Origin of the sequence: Fictibacillus nanhaiensis (genome assembly GCF_042686385.1) — a bacterium.
Taxonomy (GTDB): domain Bacteria; phylum Bacillota; class Bacilli; order Bacillales; family Fictibacillaceae; genus Fictibacillus; species Fictibacillus nanhaiensis.
Genome location: NZ_JBHUPF010000006.1, coordinates 1168710 through 1187226, shown reverse-complemented (window position 1 = coordinate 1187226; position 18517 = coordinate 1168710). Strand labels below are relative to the sequence as shown.

21 protein-coding genes and 2 other annotated features are annotated in these 18517 nt (G+C 39.5%); of the genes, 3 read left to right on the top strand and 18 right to left on the bottom strand.

What is annotated here, in order from left to right:
* Positions 1-2: 2 nt before the first annotated feature.
* Both pheS and ACFS5O_RS09550 read right to left on the bottom strand, forming a co-directional pair.
* Entirely contained in the window at positions 3-1037 is a 1035-nt protein-coding gene (gene pheS, locus ACFS5O_RS09555; RefSeq protein WP_205727016.1) for a phenylalanine--tRNA ligase subunit alpha, read from the bottom strand.
* 43 nt (positions 1038-1080) lie between these two features.
* Positions 1081-1302, bottom strand: a binding site (T-box leader).
* Positions 1303-1369: 67 nt separating this feature from the next.
* Complete coding sequence (locus ACFS5O_RS09550) at positions 1370-2137, bottom strand: TrmH family RNA methyltransferase (protein WP_205727017.1); 768 nt, start codon at positions 2135-2137, stop codon at positions 1370-1372.
* A 105-nt stretch (positions 2138-2242) separates the two neighbouring features.
* Here ACFS5O_RS09550 and sspI point away from each other — a divergent pair, with 105 nt between their 5' ends.
* On the top strand, positions 2243-2449 hold the full coding sequence (gene sspI, locus ACFS5O_RS09545) for a small acid-soluble spore protein SspI (RefSeq protein WP_066396708.1): 207 nt from the start codon (positions 2243-2245) through the stop codon (positions 2447-2449).
* Between the two features lie 47 nt (positions 2450-2496).
* Here sspI and ACFS5O_RS09540 read toward each other — a convergent pair whose 3' ends face one another.
* On the bottom strand, positions 2497-2997 hold the full coding sequence (locus ACFS5O_RS09540) for a dUTP diphosphatase (protein WP_318300257.1): 501 nt from the start codon (positions 2995-2997) through the stop codon (positions 2497-2499).
* A gap of 110 nt (positions 2998-3107) precedes the next feature.
* On the bottom strand, positions 3108-3710 hold the full coding sequence (locus ACFS5O_RS09535; protein ID WP_205727019.1) for a TVP38/TMEM64 family protein: 603 nt from the start codon (positions 3708-3710) through the stop codon (positions 3108-3110).
* Between the two features lie 147 nt (positions 3711-3857).
* Between ACFS5O_RS09535 and ACFS5O_RS09530 the strand changes: the two genes are divergently transcribed.
* Both ACFS5O_RS09530 and ACFS5O_RS09525 read left to right on the top strand, forming a co-directional pair.
* Positions 3858-5198, top strand: coding sequence for a cytochrome ubiquinol oxidase subunit I (locus tag ACFS5O_RS09530; protein ID WP_066396714.1), 1341 nt, complete (start codon positions 3858-3860; stop codon positions 5196-5198).
* Positions 5199-5214: 16 nt separating this feature from the next.
* Positions 5215-6240 carry a cytochrome d ubiquinol oxidase subunit II gene (locus ACFS5O_RS09525; protein ID WP_205727020.1) on the top strand — a complete coding sequence of 342 codons (1026 nt, stop codon included), beginning with the start codon at positions 5215-5217 and terminating at the stop codon, positions 6238-6240.
* A gap of 2 nt (positions 6241-6242) precedes the next feature.
* Here the strand turns inward: ACFS5O_RS09525 and ACFS5O_RS09520 are convergent, their stop codons facing one another.
* The 14 genes from ACFS5O_RS09520 to speD all read right to left on the bottom strand — a co-directional run bounded on the left by ACFS5O_RS09520 (position 6243) and on the right by speD (position 18451).
* Positions 6243-6494, bottom strand: coding sequence for a DUF1294 domain-containing protein (locus ACFS5O_RS09520; RefSeq protein ID WP_269148762.1), 252 nt, complete (start codon positions 6492-6494; stop codon positions 6243-6245).
* A 71-nt stretch (positions 6495-6565) separates the two neighbouring features.
* The gene (rplT, locus tag ACFS5O_RS09515) at positions 6566-6925 is read right to left on the bottom strand and encodes a 50S ribosomal protein L20 (protein ID WP_066291543.1); all 360 of its coding nucleotides are present in this window, start codon (positions 6923-6925) and stop codon (positions 6566-6568) included.
* Positions 6926-6963: 38 nt separating this feature from the next.
* Positions 6964-7167 carry a 50S ribosomal protein L35 gene (gene rpmI, locus ACFS5O_RS09510; RefSeq protein ID WP_066243622.1) on the bottom strand — a complete coding sequence of 68 codons (204 nt, stop codon included), beginning with the start codon at positions 7165-7167 and terminating at the stop codon, positions 6964-6966.
* A 24-nt stretch (positions 7168-7191) separates the two neighbouring features.
* On the bottom strand, positions 7192-7695 hold the full coding sequence (gene infC / locus ACFS5O_RS09505) for a translation initiation factor IF-3 (RefSeq protein WP_066396718.1): 504 nt from the start codon (positions 7693-7695) through the stop codon (positions 7192-7194).
* A 523-nt stretch (positions 7696-8218) separates the two neighbouring features.
* Positions 8219-10129: a threonine--tRNA ligase gene (thrS, locus tag ACFS5O_RS09500; protein ID WP_205727021.1), complete on the bottom strand. Its 1911-nt coding sequence runs from the start codon at positions 10127-10129 to the stop codon at positions 8219-8221.
* A gap of 64 nt (positions 10130-10193) precedes the next feature.
* Positions 10194-10423, bottom strand: a binding site (T-box leader).
* Positions 10424-10487: 64 nt separating this feature from the next.
* Positions 10488-11357, bottom strand: coding sequence for a sporulation protein YtxC (ytxC, locus tag ACFS5O_RS09495; RefSeq protein ID WP_205727022.1), 870 nt, complete (start codon positions 11355-11357; stop codon positions 10488-10490).
* Between the two features lie 105 nt (positions 11358-11462).
* Positions 11463-12116 carry an amino acid ABC transporter permease gene (locus ACFS5O_RS09490; RefSeq protein ID WP_205727023.1) on the bottom strand — a complete coding sequence of 218 codons (654 nt, stop codon included), beginning with the start codon at positions 12114-12116 and terminating at the stop codon, positions 11463-11465.
* Between the two features lie 18 nt (positions 12117-12134).
* Entirely contained in the window at positions 12135-12905 is a 771-nt protein-coding gene (locus ACFS5O_RS09485) for a basic amino acid ABC transporter substrate-binding protein (protein ID WP_205727325.1), read from the bottom strand.
* 253 nt (positions 12906-13158) lie between these two features.
* Positions 13159-14265 carry a cyclic dehypoxanthinyl futalosine synthase gene (gene mqnC, locus ACFS5O_RS09480; RefSeq protein ID WP_205727024.1) on the bottom strand — a complete coding sequence of 369 codons (1107 nt, stop codon included), beginning with the start codon at positions 14263-14265 and terminating at the stop codon, positions 13159-13161.
* Positions 14266-14389: 124 nt separating this feature from the next.
* Positions 14390-15334: a primosomal protein DnaI gene (gene dnaI, locus ACFS5O_RS09475; RefSeq protein WP_205727025.1), complete on the bottom strand. Its 945-nt coding sequence runs from the start codon at positions 15332-15334 to the stop codon at positions 14390-14392.
* Positions 15335-15348: 14 nt separating this feature from the next.
* Positions 15349-16737 (bottom strand): replication initiation and membrane attachment family protein, encoded by a 1389-nt coding sequence (locus ACFS5O_RS09470; RefSeq protein ID WP_205727026.1) that lies wholly within the window; start codon positions 16735-16737, stop codon positions 15349-15351.
* A gap of 161 nt (positions 16738-16898) precedes the next feature.
* The gene (nrdR, locus tag ACFS5O_RS09465) at positions 16899-17360 is read right to left on the bottom strand and encodes a transcriptional regulator NrdR (protein WP_066396742.1); all 462 of its coding nucleotides are present in this window, start codon (positions 17358-17360) and stop codon (positions 16899-16901) included.
* A 72-nt stretch (positions 17361-17432) separates the two neighbouring features.
* Positions 17433-17828, bottom strand: a complete 396-nt coding sequence (locus ACFS5O_RS09460; RefSeq protein WP_205727027.1) for a cytosolic protein — start codon at positions 17826-17828, stop codon at positions 17433-17435.
* 239 nt (positions 17829-18067) lie between these two features.
* Positions 18068-18451: an adenosylmethionine decarboxylase gene (speD, locus tag ACFS5O_RS09455; protein WP_066396744.1), complete on the bottom strand. Its 384-nt coding sequence runs from the start codon at positions 18449-18451 to the stop codon at positions 18068-18070.
* Positions 18452-18517: the final 66 nt, after the last annotated feature.

Genomic DNA, 18517 nt, shown 5'->3' with positions numbered 1-18517 from the left:
AGTTATGCATTTTTGAATTGTTTTAAAAACCGGATATCGTTCGCATAGAAATGACGGATATCATCAATTCCATATTTGAGCATCGCGATACGTTCAGGTCCCATACCAAATGCAAAACCTGTGTATTTCTTTGAATCGAATCCAGCCATCTCAAGTACGTTCGGATGAACCATACCTGCTCCTAAGATCTCAATCCAGCCTGTTTGTTTACAGATCGAACAGCCTTTTCCACTACACTTAAAACAAGAGATGTCCATTTCAACAGATGGTTCTGTAAAAGGGAAGAAACTTGGACGAAGACGAATTTTACGATCTTCACCGAACATTTTCTTCGCGAACGTTTCAAGAACACCTTTTAAATCACTTAAACGAACGTTTTGGTCTACAACGAGTCCTTCGATCTGCATGAACTGATGAGAGTGTGTTGCATCATCGTTATCTCTTCGGTAAACCTTACCTGGAGAAATGATTTTCACAGGTCCTTCACCTTCATGCTTTTCCATCGTACGTGCTTGAACAGGTGACGTTTGTGTACGAAGAAGGATATCCTCTGTAATAAAGAATGAGTCCTGCATATCACGCGCAGGGTGCCCTTTTGGCAAGTTTAGCGCTTCAAAATTGTAATAATCTGTTTCTACTTCTGGACCTTCTGCGATCGTGAAGCCCATGCTCAAGAACAGATCTTCAATCTCCGTAACAACTGCTGTTAACGGGTGAGGATTTCCTTTCTTTACAGGTCTTCCTGGTAATGAAACATCGATCGTTTCTTTTGAAAGCTTTTCCGCGATTGCTGCATCCTCAAGCGCGCTTTGTTTTTTATCTAGTTCCTGTTGGATGCTGTCACGAACTTCGTTGGCATAAGCACCAATAACAGGTCTTTCTTCAGCAGAGAGTTTCCCCATCCCTTTTAATACTTCTGTAATGGGTCCTTTCTTTCCTAAATAAGCTACCTTAACAGCTTGCAGATCTTTTAAATCTTGGGCTTCTTTGATCTGGCCGATCGCTTCTACTTTTAAAGCTTCTAAACGGTCTTTCACCGTGCAACCCCTCCTAAAAAAATATAAAAAAACTCCTCATCCAGTAAGGGACGAGGAGTTCGCGGTACCACCCAATTTAACAATGAAAAATACACTGTTCACTTCATTTTAATAACGGCTCTTCACCGGTCAGCCCTACTTAACGTTTCAGGTGACAACTCCGGAGTGAATTCAATAACACCTACCAAAGAAATGCTCACAGTCTAAGACATTTCCTCCCTTTTTGGCGGAATCATTATCTACTTTTCTCCATCTTCGTTTTTTAATGCTATTCCATTCATCTTTTTCATTATATATGAAAAAATTCTATAATTGCAACGCTATGTCACAAATTACGTACGATTTCGCTGTAATTCATACAAAAGAATGCCCGTTGCTACAGAAACGTTTAGGGACTCTGCACTGCCGAAGATCGGAATCTTCACATTCAACGTTGATTCTTGTTGAAGAATCTCCTGTACACCAGCGCCTTCATTGCCCATGATCAAAGCAAACCCATCTACATCAGGCGTCTCTCGCATATCCACAGAGTTTTGAAGGGAAGTCGATATTACCGGCAGTTCATGCGCTTTACAACGTTCAATAATCTCTATCAAGTTCGCTTTTACGATAGGCAGATGAAACAATGATCCTTGCGTTGATCGTACGGTTTTACCATTATAAAGATCCGCTGTACCTTCGCCTAAGAATACGCCGTCTAGACCCGCGCTATCAGCTGTTCGAATAATCGTTCCAAGGTTTCCTGGGTCTTGAACGCCATCGATTAGAAGGTAACGACCTCCTTTTTTGATGAGCTCTTCAGATTGATCCAACATTTCACAAACGGCAATGATCCCTTGTGGTTTTTCTGTTTCAGAAAGCTGTTTCATTAATTTAGCCGGAACAGACCATAGGCTGAATTTTTCCTTTAACCAAGTCTCGTTGATTTCAAAATTCTCTTCCACGATTACATGTTGAAGTTTTGCTCCAGAAGCAATAGCTTCTTCTATAAGATGCGGACCTTCAAGCAAGAACGTCCCAGATTTTTCACGTTCTTTTTTTGTATGAAGTTTTTTCCATTGCTTCAAGGAAGCGTTGGACTCTGATTCAATGTGCTTCATTTTCAGGTGTTCTCCTTTAAATCATAAATATTTTACTTTTTTCTCATAAAACATGCTCAGAACGTACACAATAAAAAAAGAAAAAATCAATAGAGGTGCATATCCATGAATCTTGATCTTAGAAAAGCTGTATTGCATAACGTTACCGGCAACAATAAAGAGCAATTACAAGATACGATTGTAGATGCCATCGAGAGTGGAGAAGAGAAAATGCTTCCTGGTCTTGGCGTTCTCTTTGAAGTGATCTGGAAAAACTCTGATCAACAAAAGAAAGAAGAAATTTTAAACACACTTTCAGACGGCTTGAAGTAAAACCCGGAATTTCCGGGTTTTTTGTTTATCATTTGAGGCTAGAAGAATTAATACCCCGTATCTTGACGCTCATGATTCACTCTATTCTTTTCAAAATAAGCTCCTTCAATCTCTTCAAATGAGAACCCGAGCTTCACGCCTAACCCTAAGAAAGTATCAAAAAATGATTGAAACTCTTTACTCGATAGAGATTTAGCCCCCGCATGATAGAGCGTTAAAAATAATGTATTAATATCTATCTTGTCCATTTTCTCACTATGATCAACCTCATTCGTCATATCGACCTCAGCAATTCCTAAATCTAAGCCGATTGACAAAACAAAATGTAGTCCATCTACATATTCTTCTAAGATTACTTCTTTAGCAGAAGCTGGACGTTTACTCCAATATTTAAAGCATCTTGTTTCGTTAGCCAATTCGCCAAGCTCAACTAGAAATGCTAATCTTCTCTGTTCAAATAATGATGAATTATCAAGATTATGTTCTTCCACAATACGCATGTTCAATTCGCGCTGCATGGAAAAGAGTTCTTTAATTTTCACGTTCATCCCTGCCTTTCATTCCTAAGCTATTATAACGTTATCTAGCCCTACATTCGAGGGTGAATTTAGTTGTTCTTCATACCAAGCTAAAAAAATTCTAACAAAAAAAGCACACCTTATGCAGGCATGCGTTGTTTATGGTGTTCTTCTTTCTCTTCCTCAAAGAACTCACTCCATTTCATCACCCATTCTTTTCTTCTCAATAAGTAAAACAATACAGATAATCCAACAAGAATAGCTGCAGAAGTAACGAGCGAGAGTGAAAATAATACCGAGCCGAACGAAGAGTAAAGAATAGCGATCGGAACGTTTGATATGATACTAGCTTTTGTATACTCTTTAAAATTTGACGAGATCTCGATCAGGCATAGACTCAGTAGATGAAAATGCATAAAGGGTATCATTTTTAAAATAGCAATCTGACCTACCGAAAACGGCATTCGTTTCCCAATCCACTTTTTTTGTAGTTTTTTTACTTTTTTCATCAGTTTCGGCATGCTCTTCATTCCCCAATAAAACAGAACACTCGAGAGCGTGATTCCGATGACTGAATAGAACGCTCCTGCCACTGCACCAAATAAGATGCCGCCTGTAAGACAGATCAGGCCCACCGGAAGAAAAAAGAACTGTCGAAACGCTTGAAGAAGAATGAACAATAAAGGGGCAAATATCCCACTAAACTTGAGCACCTCGATGAACACACTATCATTGTCTAACATGCACTCACCCCCTTTTAGTCAGCATATGACAGAAGACGAGCTCTGTATGACAGAATGTTCGTATGCATAAACTCTACTTCTTTTTGACACCTTAACTATAGATTGTTTACTTACATAGTTCTTAGTTTCTTAGGAGGAGTCCGAATCATGGATACAGTTGTACTCGCGAGAGCGTTCTTTGGTACATCACTAGGTTTTCATATTATATTTGCAACACTTGGTGTGGGTCTTCCTTTGATGATCGTTATCGCCGAAATCATACATCAAGTAAAAGGGGACAACGATTACGCTATCATGGCTAAGCGCTGGACAAAGGCGTTCGCCGTTTTGTTAGGGGTTGCTATTCCATCCGGGACGATTGTCGGCGTACAATTATCCCTATTGTGGCCAGGGTTTATGGAGATTGTAGGAAAGGTCATCTCACTGCCCTTTCAAATTGAGATCTTTGCTTTTTTCTTAGAAGCATTATTCATGTCGATCTACGTATATGCTGCTGACAGATTGCCGAGATATTTCCGTTTGATATCTGTATTTTTTGTAGCACTTGGAGCAGTTGCGTCTGCTATCTTAATTTCTGCGGTTAATACTTGGATGAATACTCCAGATGGATTTAAGATCAAACCGGATGGGACGATCTATGATGTTTCTCCGTGGGATGCTTTCTTCAATCCTAGCTTTCTATCCTCATCTTTCCATGTTGCCATTACAGCTTATATGACAGGAGCGTTCGCCGTTGCTTCGGTAGCTGCTTTCAAACTGTTAAAGAAGCGTCCTGAACGCGAACGCGCTTACCACCTAAAAGGATTGTTCATGTCTCTTACCGTCGCTCTTTTGATGAGCTTTGTCTCTGCTGTTTCAGGTCATCATTCTGCTCAGATCTTGCATCAGCATTCTCCTGAAAAACTAGCAGCAGCTGAAGGGCTTTTCGAGACTCAAAGATATGCACCACTCGCAATTGGAGGATATACAGATCCTAAGACTGAGGAAGTGAAGTACGGAATCGAGATCCCTTGGGCACTCAGCTGGCTTGCTGCTGGAAAATTCGATACCGAGGTAAAAGGATTGTACGAGTTTCCTCGGGAAACGTGGCCGCCTTTTTATGTACACACGCTCTTTAACCTAATGGTCGGGATTGGGACACTTTTATTAGGACTTGCTGCAGTAGCTTTAGCCTACTGGTGGTTCTTTGTAAAAAGAAAAGGAAAACCATTTCCAAAGTGGCTTTTATGGTCGCTTGTTTTATCAGGCCCACTCTCTATGCTCGGCATTGAGTTCGGCTGGGTATTCAGCTGTAGCGGCAGACAGCCCTGGACCATCTATCGCGTTCAGACGACGGCAGAAGCTGCGACTAAGAATGAAGATCTTGGTATGCTCTTTCTGTTGTTCTTAGGCTTATATGCGCTACTCAGCGTATTAACCGTTTTGATTTTAACAGCTTATTTCAAACGAAATCCTGTTTCAAAAGATATGGAAAAACTTCAGAGTTAGAAAGGAGGAATGCAGGATGAGCGAAGAAGTTTTAGCGATTCTGATGATGTGGACCTTTATATTTATCTATAGCATATTCGGTTCCATCGATTTTGGAGCTGGATTCTGGGCAATGATCTACAACAACCATAAAACGATGGCAGGAAGAATCGCAAATCGTTTTCTGTCTCCTACTTGGGAGATCACAAACACGTTCTTAGTTCTTTTAGTGGTTGCGTTTGTTGGCTTCTTTCCTAAAGGAGCATACACGCTCGGAACGGTTATGCTCGTTCCAGTTTCTTTGATTCTCTTCTTACTTGCTATTCGAAGTGCATTTATGGTGTTCTCGTATTCCGTTCAAGGATATCGTAGAACGATGTTTATTATCTCTGGCATCTCTGGCCTGCTTATTCCATCTCTGCTAATTGCCGTGCTTCCTATCTCACAAGGTGGATTTATCGCTGTTGATGGAGATACACAGAGCTTATTGCTCTCAAAGCTGCTCACAAGCCCAACACTCTATTTGTACGTGCTATTCGGCCTTACATCTGAGTTGTATCTTTCATCACTGTTTTTAGCAGATTACGCAAGAGTCTCTAAAAAAGAGGATGCATATAGGTTATATCGGAGCAATGCGATTCTGTTAGGACCACTGACCCTGCTCGCCGCGCTTTTCACATTACTATTCATAACACCAGAATCGAGCTGGCTCATCGATAATCTAAAGGATCAAAAAATCTGGTTTATTCTCTCTTTGATTGCGTTTTTTATTGCATATGCCTCTCTTTGGTGGCCAAAACAAAACCGTCCAGGAATTGGACGGCCGCGTCTTACACTATTAGCAACTGTTTTACAATATGGTCTTGCAAGCGTAGGTTATGGATTAGCACATCTGCCTTACATCGTTTATCCTGATCTAACGATTTATGAGGCGTTTACTGCACCAGAAACATTTTATTCCTTAATGATTATGTACATCGTGGGTCTCGCCATCTTGGCACCAGGTTTCTATATTTTCTGGAGATTGTTCTTAAAAGACAAACGATATCTTCAACAGGAATAGTTCTAGATAAACCAGCCTGCTAAAACCGTTATAAACATACTTAAAAGAGGCAGCCCGTAACGAAATGAAGGATGCTTAGTCTTATGACGCAACTTTTTCATAGCAAGCCACATACCGGGTGCTCCACCAATAATAGCGATCAACCAAAGTCTCGCTTCAGGTGTACGCCATTCGCCCTTTTTAGCAGATAACTTGTCTCTTTTCATAACATAATAAGCGGCTACGTTTAAAATGATTAGATATATGATTAACACCTTGTTGTTTCCCTTCAGAATGAAAAAAGATCATCTCCATCAAATGAGGAAATGATCTTTTCTTTTTTTACTTAAGCTTTTAGGCTGTCTTTTGCTTTTGAAGCTAATTCAGCGAAAGCTTTTTCATCTGTGATAGCAATTTCAGAAAGCATCTTACGGTTGATGTCGATACCCGCAAGTTTAAGTCCGTGCATTAAACGGCTGTAAGAAAGACCGTTTGTACGAGCAGCAGCGTTGATACGAGTGATCCAAAGCTTACGGAAGTCACGCTTCTTTTGACGACGGTCACGGTAAGCGTACATAAGTGATTTGAATACTTGTTGTTGTGCTACTTTAAATAATTTATGTTTGGAACCGAAATAGCCTTTAGCTAGTTTAAGAACTTTCTTACGACGACGACGTGTTACATAGCCACCTTTTACTCTTGGCATATTAAAAACCTCCTATTTTTAAATCGATTGATGAACGATTAACGTTTTTTGTAAGTTAACAATGTGCGGATGCGCTTGTAGTCACCGCTGTGAACAAGTTTCGCTTTACGAAGCTTACGCTTAGCTTTAGTTGACTTGTTAGCAAACAAGTGACTAGTATAAGCGCGAGCACGCTTTAATTTACCTGATCCAGTTTTTCTAAAGCGCTTCGCAGCACCTTTATGAGTTTTCATTTTAGGCATAATGGTTATCCTCCCTGGTAAAAATTATTTTTCGGCTTTAGGCGCAAGGATAAGGAACATGCTACGACCTTCCATTTTCGGTTTCGTTTCAACCGTAGAAAGATCTTCACATTCTTTCGCTAACTTTTCCAATACCGTTTTTCCGATTTGAGAATGAGTGATTGCACGTCCACGGAAACGAATACTTGCTTTTACTTTGTCGCCTTTTTCAAGGAACTTACGGGCATTTCTAAGCTTTGTATTAAAGTCGTTTTCCTCAATCGTTGGACTTAGACGAATCTCTTTAGTCGTAATGACCTTTTGATTTTTTCGTGCTTCACGATCTTTACGTTGTTGCTCGTATTTAAACTTACCGTAGTCCATGATACGACATACTGGCGGTTTAGCAGTTGCAGCAACGAGTACAAGGTCAAGATTTGCGTTTGTAGCAAGATCCAAAGCTTCTTGTCTAGATTTAATGCCAAGCTGGCTTCCATCAGGACCGATTAAGCGAACCTCACGAGCACGAATACCTTCATTGACAGACATGTCCTTACTAATAGTAAGTCACCTCCAAATTTTTTCAGTGAGTGCTTTAAAACACTCAGCTTGTTATTTCTGCAAATAAAAAAAGCGTCGGCGCAACGATCACCCACACATAGTAAACCGGCTATGTACACTTTGACATGCCTGAATATCCATCTACCCATCAACAGCCTTTGTTGGCGTCGAGTCAGGTGAGAAGCGGGTGCTTCTGCTTGTTTGATGCTTTTGCTTATTTTATTAACCTTACATACTATAACACAATGGAGATATGCGTGTCAAACAACGAATGTAATAACAGCAACGAAATTAATTTTACTTCGTTTACGAAAGGAATGCAAGAGTTTTTTTATTCATCGGTTTGGTTTTGTTGTTTTACTGTCCACTCTTGCGTATTTACTGTCCACTTTTCTTGATTTACTGTCTACTTTGGGCATTTTACTGTCCACTTTCAATAAAATACTGTCCACTTTTCATTTCCCAACAAAAAAAGACGGCCAACTCAACATTGGCCGCTCTCTCAATATCCTTATCTCTTTTCATTAATTTGAGCTAAAATCTTATCTCGGAAATCTTCGTAAGAAACAGTCTCTGACTTTTGCTCACCATATTTACGAACGTTAACGGCATTGTCTTCGATCTCCTTATCACCTAGAACAAGCATGTAAGGAATCTTCTTCATTTGAGCTTCACGAATCTTGTAACCCATCTTTTCATTTCTAGTATCAATCTCAACACGTACAGCATGCTGCTTCAAATCTTCTTGAAGCTTATACGCGTATTCATTATGAACATCTGATACTGGAATCAGTTTCACTTGTACTGGTGCGAGCCATGTAGGGAACGCCCCAGCAAAGTGCTCAACTAAAATCCCTAAGAAACGGTCGATCGAACCATAGATCGCACGGTGGATAACGACCGGACGAACCTTTTGGTTGTTTTCATCTACGTACGTTAGATCGAACTTTTCTGGCATCTGGAAGTCCAACTGAATCGTTGCACACTGATGACTTCTCTTAAGAGCATCTTTAATATGGAAGTCGATCTTTGGACCGTAGAACGCTCCATCTCCCTCGTTCAGGTGATAGTTCATCCCTAGATCTTCTAGAACGTTTTTCAATGCGCCCTCAGCTTGATCCCATAAACGATCATCACCCATAGAATCTTCTGGACGAGTTGAGAGTTCTACCGAATATTCGAATCCAAACGTGCTGTAGATTTTATCCACTAACTTAAATACGTTTTTAATTTCACTTTCGATCTGCTGTGGTGTAACAAAGATATGCGCATCATCTTGACAGAACGTACGAACACGGATCATACCGTTCAGTGCGCCGCTATATTCGTGACGATGCACTTGACCGAATTCAGCCATACGTACAGGAAGATCTCTATAAGAATGAAGTTTGTTCTTAAAGATCAACATGTGACCTGGGCAGTTCATCGGCTTCATCGCAAATTTTGTATCATCTACTTCAGAGAAGTACATGTTTTCATGATAGTGATCCCAGTGACCTGATTGTTCCCATAGACGCTGATTCATCATAAACGGCGTACGTACTTCATCGTAATCCACTTGGCGTTGAAGTTCACGAGAGAAATTCTCAAGCTCAGTACGGATTGTCTGGCCGTTAGGAAGATAGAACGGCATTCCTGGTGCTTCTTCTGAGAACATGAATAACTCTAATTCTTTTCCTAGTTTACGGTGATCACGTTTTTGAGCTTCCTCAATAAAGTGAAGATACTCGTCAAGGTCTTTTTGGCTTAAGAACGCTGAACCATAAATACGTTGAAGCATTTGATTGTCGCTATCTCCACGCCAGTAAGCACCAGAGATGCTCATTAATTTATACGCTTTGATCTTTCCAGTCGATGGAACGTGTGGTCCGCGGCAAAGGTCGAAGAACTCACCTTGTTCATAGATTGTGATCTTCTCACCTTCTGGAAGGTCACGGATCAGCTCAAGCTTTAAATGATCGTTCAATTTTTCGTAAATCTCAAGAGCTTCTTCACGACTCACTTCTTTACGTACGATCGGAAGATTTTCATTAACGATCTTCTTCATTTCCTTTTCGATCGCAGGCAGATCTTCTGGTGTTAAGTTATGAGACATGTCTACATCATAGTAAAACCCGTTATCGATAACTGGTCCAATACCAAGCTTCACGTCTGGGTAAAGACGCTTAAGCGCTTGAGCAAGCAAATGGGCATTTGAGTGTCTTGTCATTTCAAGACCTTCTTTAGAATCCTGCATCACGATCTCGATCGATGCATCTTCTTTGATAGGACGTGAAAAATCATATAATTGTCCATTTACTTTCCCAGCAACTGCTTTTTTCTTTAAACTTGGGCTGATACTCTCTGCTACTTGTTCTGAAGTAACGCCTTTAGGAAATTCCTTGACTGAACCGTCAGGGAACTTGATTGAAATTGACGACATATAAAACATCTCCTTTTTATCTTAGAATCTTATCTGATTGAAAACAAAAAACACCCGTCCCTATAGAAGGGACGAGTGATGATCTCGTGGTTCCACCCTTGTTCCGACAACTTTAAACAAGCCAATCGGCACTCGGACAGTGTAACGGACTGCGACCGTCAGCGATTACTAAAGATGTTCACCGCTGAAGTTCCAAGGTGGTAAAGCCATTTTCCGTGTTAGGAAGCTTCCAGCCAAGACTTCCCTCTCTATGAACCGTAAAAATATGCTTCATGTCCTTATCAATACAGATTGAATGATAAAATTATACACCTATTATATGCAGTCGTTTTTCAAAAAGCAAGAGGACTCTGTAAGTTTATGACTCTTTTTTTCGAAAGAATCGATGTTCCTTGTAGGACATCCTTTCAATCGGTGTGATCGTGACCTTTTCCTGAAAGATGTTCTTTACCGTTTGAAGCAATGGATGGTCCATATCATATGCATAGATCCTAGTGGCATTTGGAGAGATTCCAACTAAAGGCCCTAAAAGTCTTTCGTCTAAATTCGCCACATTCGTTAGGCGTAGTGCTTTTTCATGAAACATCGTCAATTCAGTATGCGTTAGCTGATTTTGATGTTCATCAAAAAGAAGAATCTGCTCTTGTTCAAAAATAACGACGATATCAGCTGAAGTAAAAGACCTTTGTTTCGTTAAGCATGTTCTTAACTGCTCTACGAACATTTGGTACTCAAGTTCTAACTTGTACTCATCAATCGCACATTCAACAATCTTCAGTAAAGTTGCTAAATACTCTTTCAACCTAAACTTAATGAACGATTCAAATTCTAAGAAATCTGTTTTAGCGTCAATAATAGATTCCCATTGCCTTCTGATCAGTTCATTTAAGCTTGGCAGGTGTTTAACATCAGGTATCCCTTCAATCTCACCAAGCATGATACTTTTTGTGATAGATAAGATCTCTTTTTGCTCTGCTGAATCGCTGTAACAAAATGCTTGTTCAATCATTTCCTTTAAACAAATATCCTCTACTTTGTTTCGAGTAAATTCTGTTAACACATCCAATATGATCGTTTTTCTCTCCTGTATGTGCAATTCAAGAATTTTAGAAGAAGCTTCAGATAATTTGGCAAAGGAAGGGTTTATTTTATGCTCAGCTGCTATTCGAATCATTCTCTTCAAAACAGCTATACCATCTGATGGGTGTGAAAAAGCAATCGCGACCAAATAAGTCCCCCCCATATAAAATCCTCAATAATACACTATATGGGACGAGGTCCTAAAACATGTTACTTACAAAAGAAAAAACAACCCTGTGGGGTAGGGTTGTTCTTAATAAACAAATTTACGCTCGATTCTTGATAAGATAAACGCCATGCCAAGCGTTAGAATTAAGTACATTAAAGCGGCAGTCATGTATGGTTCCCACGGTCGGTAGTATTGGCCCATCATCGCTCTAGCGTAATACATCAATTCTGGGGTAGCAATGATGGAAACTAAGGATGAATCCTTAATAAGTACAATAAACTCGTTACCTAGCGGCGGAATCATTCTTCGAGATGCTTGCGGCAGAATAACATGTTTCATAGCTTGTACATGATTCATACCGAGCGACCGCGCTGCTTCCATCTGCCCTTTATCGATCGATTGTATCCCTGCTCTAAATATCTCTGCAATATAAGCAGCCGCATTAAGCGAAAGAGCTAGAACGCTTGAAATGAACACGTTAGGCGGCTTCATGAACAGTGGCATGAGCGCTGAATGGATCAAAAGGATCTGAACCAGTAACGGTGTACCTCGAAAAAAACTGATATACCACATGCACGGAAGATGAATAAAAGGGTTCTTCACCATTTTGCCGAGCCCGATGAATAATCCTAAAATCGTACCGAATAGAATCGCCAAAAATGATAACTGAACGGTTACCCATGTTCCTTTTAAAAATAAGGGCATATAATCACTAATAATCTGTAAAGAGTAATCCATGAAGACCTCCTGAGAATGTTATTGTTTCAGCACATCTACATTTGGTTCTTCACCAAACCATTTTTTATAGATTTCAGTATATTTTCCATCATCAATAATTTTCTTCATCGCTTTGTTAATCTCTTCTTGATGTTCACCATCTTTAGGGAAGATGATTCCATAAAATTCACTCTCGAAATTTTCTTTATCGCTGATTGTTACTAGTTTTTTATCCGGGTTATTCTTTTCATATTCTTGTACTACCGCGTTATCCGCTACTACCGCTTCTACTTCACCGTTTAATAGTGCTTGTATCGCTAATACATTGTTTTCATATTTCTTTATGTTTTCACTTTTACCAAACATCTTTTCAAGTGCTGCTTGTCCAGTCGTTCCGTTCTGCACACTTACCTTCATTCCTTCTAAGTCCTTTGCACTCTTAATCGATGTTCCTTCTTTTGCTAAAATCATGTTGATCGATTCAAAGTATGGCGAAGAAAAGTCATAACTTTTCTTACGATCGTCATTGATCGTAATAGCAGAGATCCCTGCATCAACTTCTTCATTCTGAAGAGCAATAAATAACGGGTCCCACCCCTTATTTTTTAATTCATAATCCAATCCTGCTTCCTTCATCACCGCATCGAGTAGATCAACGTCGAATCCTACAATTTTATCACCGTCTAAGGATTCAAAGGGGGCATATGCCGCATCTGTTCCCACCGTCAACTTATCACCAGAACCAGACGAGCACGCTACTAGAAACGCAGCAGATAAACCTATTAGTCCCATTTTAAATTTTCGTTTCATTTCCATTCTGATATTTCCCCCTTTATTCTAAATATTCTTATATTATACACAAAATTTTAAATATAAGGAAAATTACGATAATTATTTTTAATACGAAAGTCACTTATTAAAATATTTGATATCAAAAAAAACACCTTCTCAGAGCCTTACAGTGCATCTTTATTATGAAACTTTAAATCTGTTCTTTAACCTATACATTATTAAATAAAAAAAAGCACCTGACATAAAAAATGCCAAGTGCTTCGCTCTTAAGTTAGTTTTGCATCACAAAATCTTTTTCAGCTTTTTCTTCATCTTCAAACACACGAAGTGTTTCGTATTTTGTATTTCGTTGTGCAGGGATCTTACCTGCTTCACGAATCAATCGCAATGTTAAGTTCGTATTTACTTTGTGTGTCGTTCCAGCAGCTGAAACAACGTTTTCTTCCATCATCGTGCTACCAAAATCGTTGCAGCCGTAGTGAAGAGATTTTTTACCTACTTCAGGTCCCATCGTAACCCAAGATGACTGGAAGTTAGGTATGTTATCTAAGAAGATTCGAGAGATCGCAACATTCTTCAGATATTCTCTCGGAGTTGTCTTTTCAGCCTTCATGTTCGTGTTATCCGGTTGGAACGTCCAAGAGATGAAAGCTAAGAAACAATCTGTCTCGTCTTGTGCATCACGAACACGCTGTAGATGAAGTGCGCGTTCTTCGAATGTTTCACCAAATCCAATAACCATCGTAGCAGTAGAATGCAGTCCAACTTTTTTAGCTGTTTTCATACAGTCGATCCACTCTGTCCAAGAGCCTTTAAGCCTGCTGATCTTCTTACGGGTGCGGTCATCTAAAATTTCTGCTCCGCCTCCTGGAAGAGAATCAAGCCCGGCTGCTTTCAGTTCACGGAGCACTTCCTCTAGTGATAGACCAGACACTTCAACCATCTTCCATACTTCTGCTGGAGAAAAGGAATGCATCGTGATATCAAAGCGCTTTTTGATCTCTCTTAACAAGTCCGTATAGTAGCTGAATGGCAAGTTAGGATTTGTTCCACCTTGCATAAGAATTTCTGTACCACCTACATCAACGGTCTCTTGTATCTTTTGAAAGATTACTTCATCATCCAACACATAACCTTCACTGCTTCCTGGCGCTCTATAGAACGCGCAGAATCTGCAATATGTATCACAAAAATTTGTATAGTTTACGTTACGGCCAATTACGAATGTGGTAATCGGTTCAGGATGCCACCTTTTCATAATAATATCCGCAACTTCTCCCATGCGTTCTACTTCATCACTTTCATAAAGTTTAACGGCATCTTCTACCGATAAACGTTCACCTTCTAAAGCTTTTTGTAAAATAGATTCTATACTCATCGGTAACCTCCGAATACAATGTCTTAAGATCTTGTCTGTTCTTATCCTATCATATTTTAGTTGAAGAGACAGCTTTGTGTTTTCAAGAAAAAAGCTCCTGCCCTTTAAAAGAGCAGAAACTATATTAATAATCTTCTCTGAAATTTTTATTTCCGCCCATAAAGATAGGAGTACTTAAGTGTTTGATCCGCTCCATGATTCTAAGAGCTTTCAGTTCATCAAGTCCACCTTTTTGAGAATACGATAGATGCTGCTGCAGCATATCATAATCACAATTGGATGTGTAGAGAGTAGGCAGTTTTTCCATCATTCGATATTGAAGAATAACGCCAATAATTTCATCTCTGACCCAGTTCGTCATATTCTCAGCACCAAGGTCATCAAGCATCAATACGGGCACAGTCTTTAACAGTTCCATCTTCGAATCAAATGTACCGTCTGAAAGTGAAGATTTCATTTCACGAAGAAACTCCGGTGTATGAATGATCAGAGAGTGTACACCTTTCTCGGCTAAACCATTTGCGATCGCACCTAGAAGATACGTTTTACCAACGCCAAACTTTCCGTAGAAGTAGATCCCTTTTGCTTGATGACCCGAACCTGCCATCTGGACAAATTCATAAGCCTTCGAGATCGCATTACGTCTTGTTTCATCAATACTATGCTTGTACAAACGATCAAATCTCGCTTCGAGGATCTCTTTTGGTATAAAGTAACTCTTAATCAATGAAGTCATGGATTTCTTTTGTTCATCGATGACTTTTAGTTCACATGGTTTGTATCTTAGTTCTACTGTCTGTCTCACTTTCGTTAGTTCAGAACGATACCCTTGCATGAGGTTGGGACAATTCTCTAAACCCGGACAATTGCGGCAAGCATGCTGTTCGTTCTTAAAGGTGTAAAAACTGGACAATAATTTTTCCGCATGGACATCTGATATGTCAGGGTTCTCTCTCAGAAAACGCATGACCCCTGGGTCTGTAAGTACTTGTTGCTTCATTTGCTCAAATCTTTCTTGAAACTTATCAAACCCCGGCATATTTTTAACAGATTCCTGTATGGATTCCATATTATTTCCCCCCTTTATTTCGAACTATTCAACAAACTCTCAAGCCATTTACGGTTCTCATCCTCTGTAGCATCAGTGCTTGAATCATCAGTCTGACTCGTAGACACCTTATCCTGTTTCAGCCAGTCAGGAACCGTTACGTTACTCTTTTTATTTCCTTTATTATAAGAACCCGAATTGACCTTTTTATCTTGCCATTCTTTATATTTTCTTTTTTCATCGCGTGCTAAGGTCATTGCCTCTATTACCGTTTGTGCTTTTTTGCGAGCCCAATGTGAGGCAATTCGTTCGATCAACCCTTTTGCTAGCTTCATATCATTCTCAGATAGTACGTAATCTAAAAGAACATTCGTAACGCCTGGCGTTAGATTCTGATCGATCATACAATAGGCAACGAGTTTTAAATCTACTTCTGAAGGAGTGGTACCTGAGTAATCTTCTAACAAACGATAAGGTGACACTTCTTCAAAATATTTGATAAGTTCTTCTTCTTTTGATTGAGGCTGCATGCCATGAAGAGCCTTTAATGGAACTGGCTGCGTTTTTAAAGATAGAACCGGCAGACCTTCTTCATGTTCGAAGCGATACCATTTCTGAATTTCTTTCCTTAAGTTCTCTGCAGAAATTTCGCCCGTCGAGTAATATACGTTCTGAATCTGCTTGCTCATATCCATCGGTTGTAACTGATAAATATATGCCAACTTATAGATGGCTTCCTTTAATTTTGGAGTGATTACCTCTTTAGGCACGATAAAAGATGAGATCTGATTCACCATCGCTTCAAAATCAAAGGTAGACTCACTTAGTACAACTTTCCCATGAATGCCTTTTTCATGTAAAGAGACATCTTTTGGAAGAACGTTTTCGTTAATTTCTGCATAACTCTTTGAGGACATTTCAGAAGGGTGCAAAGAAGTAAACACATCACTGAATGAAGCGGTCACATCTTTATAATCCGACACATCCGTTTGAGCGATATAAAAGGACTCTCTTACTTCATTAAATTTTGCTTTTCCTAAACGATTAAAGAGATATATGCTTAAAAAGCCATCTGTAAAAAAAGCATTTGGCGAAAGTGGGAGCTGAAGCTCATAAATGTACTCCCTGGAACTATCGCCGTCTTTCTTGAACGTCTTCAAGAGACCAATCGCTTCTAGTTTCTTTCTTCCCGATAAAATATCTTTTAACGAGAACTGAGTTACGTTCATGAGGTGCTGATGTTTTTGTGTCTGCCGATCCATATTTACTTCGCACCATAATGTCATGTATAAACTATGTGCAAATGCGCCAACCAACGGCTGATATAGCATGGTAAGAACTTTATGATCGATTTCATGCAACATACCCTTGCACTGGACGGAATACGTATCAACGGGCACAACTTCCTGAAAATGTACCGTCATCGTTTTCACCCTTTTTTAAAAAGTCTTTAAAGTAAGCTGGCCGACGGATGTTAGTATCGTCAGCCAGAGTAGTTTGTTCATTATTTTAGCCGTTTTCTAACAAAGTAGAATTCGGTTTGATAGTGGAATAAAAAGAGCGTTACAGCAGTCTAAGATACGCTTTAACGCTCCTCCTTGTTAATTAGTTCTTTCAATTCCTGTATAAAAACATTGATATCCTTAAATTGACGGTATACAGAGGCAAATCTTACATAAGCAACCTCATCCGTTTTAGACAGATGTTCCATCACCTGTTCACCAACGGCTGTACTTGAAACTTCAGATGCACCTGAGTTTCTCAATTCTTTTTCAATGCTGTCTACTATATTTTCAAGCGTTTCCAAGGGGACTGGCCTTTTTTCACAAGCTTTAATAAGCCCTCTAAGGATCTTTTCACGGCTGAACTCTTCTCGTTCCCCGCCCTTTTTAACAATGATAAGCGGTGTTTGTTCTACCGTTTCAAATGTAGTAAATCTATAGCTGCAAGATTCACATTCCCTTCTGCGGCGAATGGATCTTCCGCTATGTACAGGTCTTGAATCAAGCACTTTTGTTCCGTTGTGCTGGCAAGTAGGACACCTCATTGTAATCATCCCCAAAAAATTTTCTATTCTCTATCTATCTTAAAGAAAAGGGAGGAATGTGACAAGCTATTCCTACAATTTTTCAGCCATTGACGTCCCAACAAACGTTAGTTTTCCTTTTAAGATCTCATAAATGTTAACGATTAGTCTTTGGTTGTTGCCAAAATTAAAAGGTAGAGCAGATTCTGTTGAAACGTTCAAATCTACAGCAGTTCGGTTCGCTTTAACTGTTACTATACTAATAACGACAAACGCACTCTTAGGCTGTCTAACTTCAAACGTTACCTCTCCCCTTTCTTCTGAAAAACCGAGCTCATGAAAATTTGTGTCTTCATCTAGGATTTGTTTGATCACTTTCATAACTTCTGGTTTATTAGCTTTAAAATAATGGGTTCTAAGTCTTTCGTCCACATGCTGTTCACTCGTTTCCGCATGATTTTCCATGAGATTTTGAAGTTTTCTAAACATAGTAGTCCTCCAAAGCAATATAATTTGTACCCTATTATTCCCTATTATGAGTGAAATAAAAAGGCTGTTTTCCTAAACATTGTTGCTCTTGGAAGTGTTGATTTTCGTTCCAGGCTGCTCGCTTTCCACTCCAATCAACTGTCAAAGGTGACAAGGAGTTAAAAGCAACAATCTTTTTAGAAAAGAGCGAATAAAAAAGAGGTGTGATTTCTCACACCTCACGTACATTCTGTTTTAAATTATTGAGCAGTAACTTTTGATTTGGCAACAGAAATTGGACCCATTCCACGAGGAACTTCCAAGTTTTCGCGCTTTTTAGCGCCAAGTGCCTCCGAAATGTAATCAGCAGCTACGTTAGGATCGATTCGATCTCCACACGTATATACATCAATACTTGCATAACCATGCTCAGGAAAACTGTGAATAGTTAGATGAGATTCAGAGATAATAACAACTCCACTTACACCGTGTGGAGCAAATTTATGAAAAGCAACCTCACGAATTTCTGCACCTGCTTTCAATGCAGCGTCAACGAATGTCTCTTCAATAAATTTCATGTCATTTAGTTTTTCAGAATCACAACCCCATAACTCAGCAATTACGTGTCTTCCCATTGTATCCATTAGCATAGTCCCCCTTTTAAAAATAATCATGCCTTCAAGCATGCGGTATCGAACATCTACCACGGG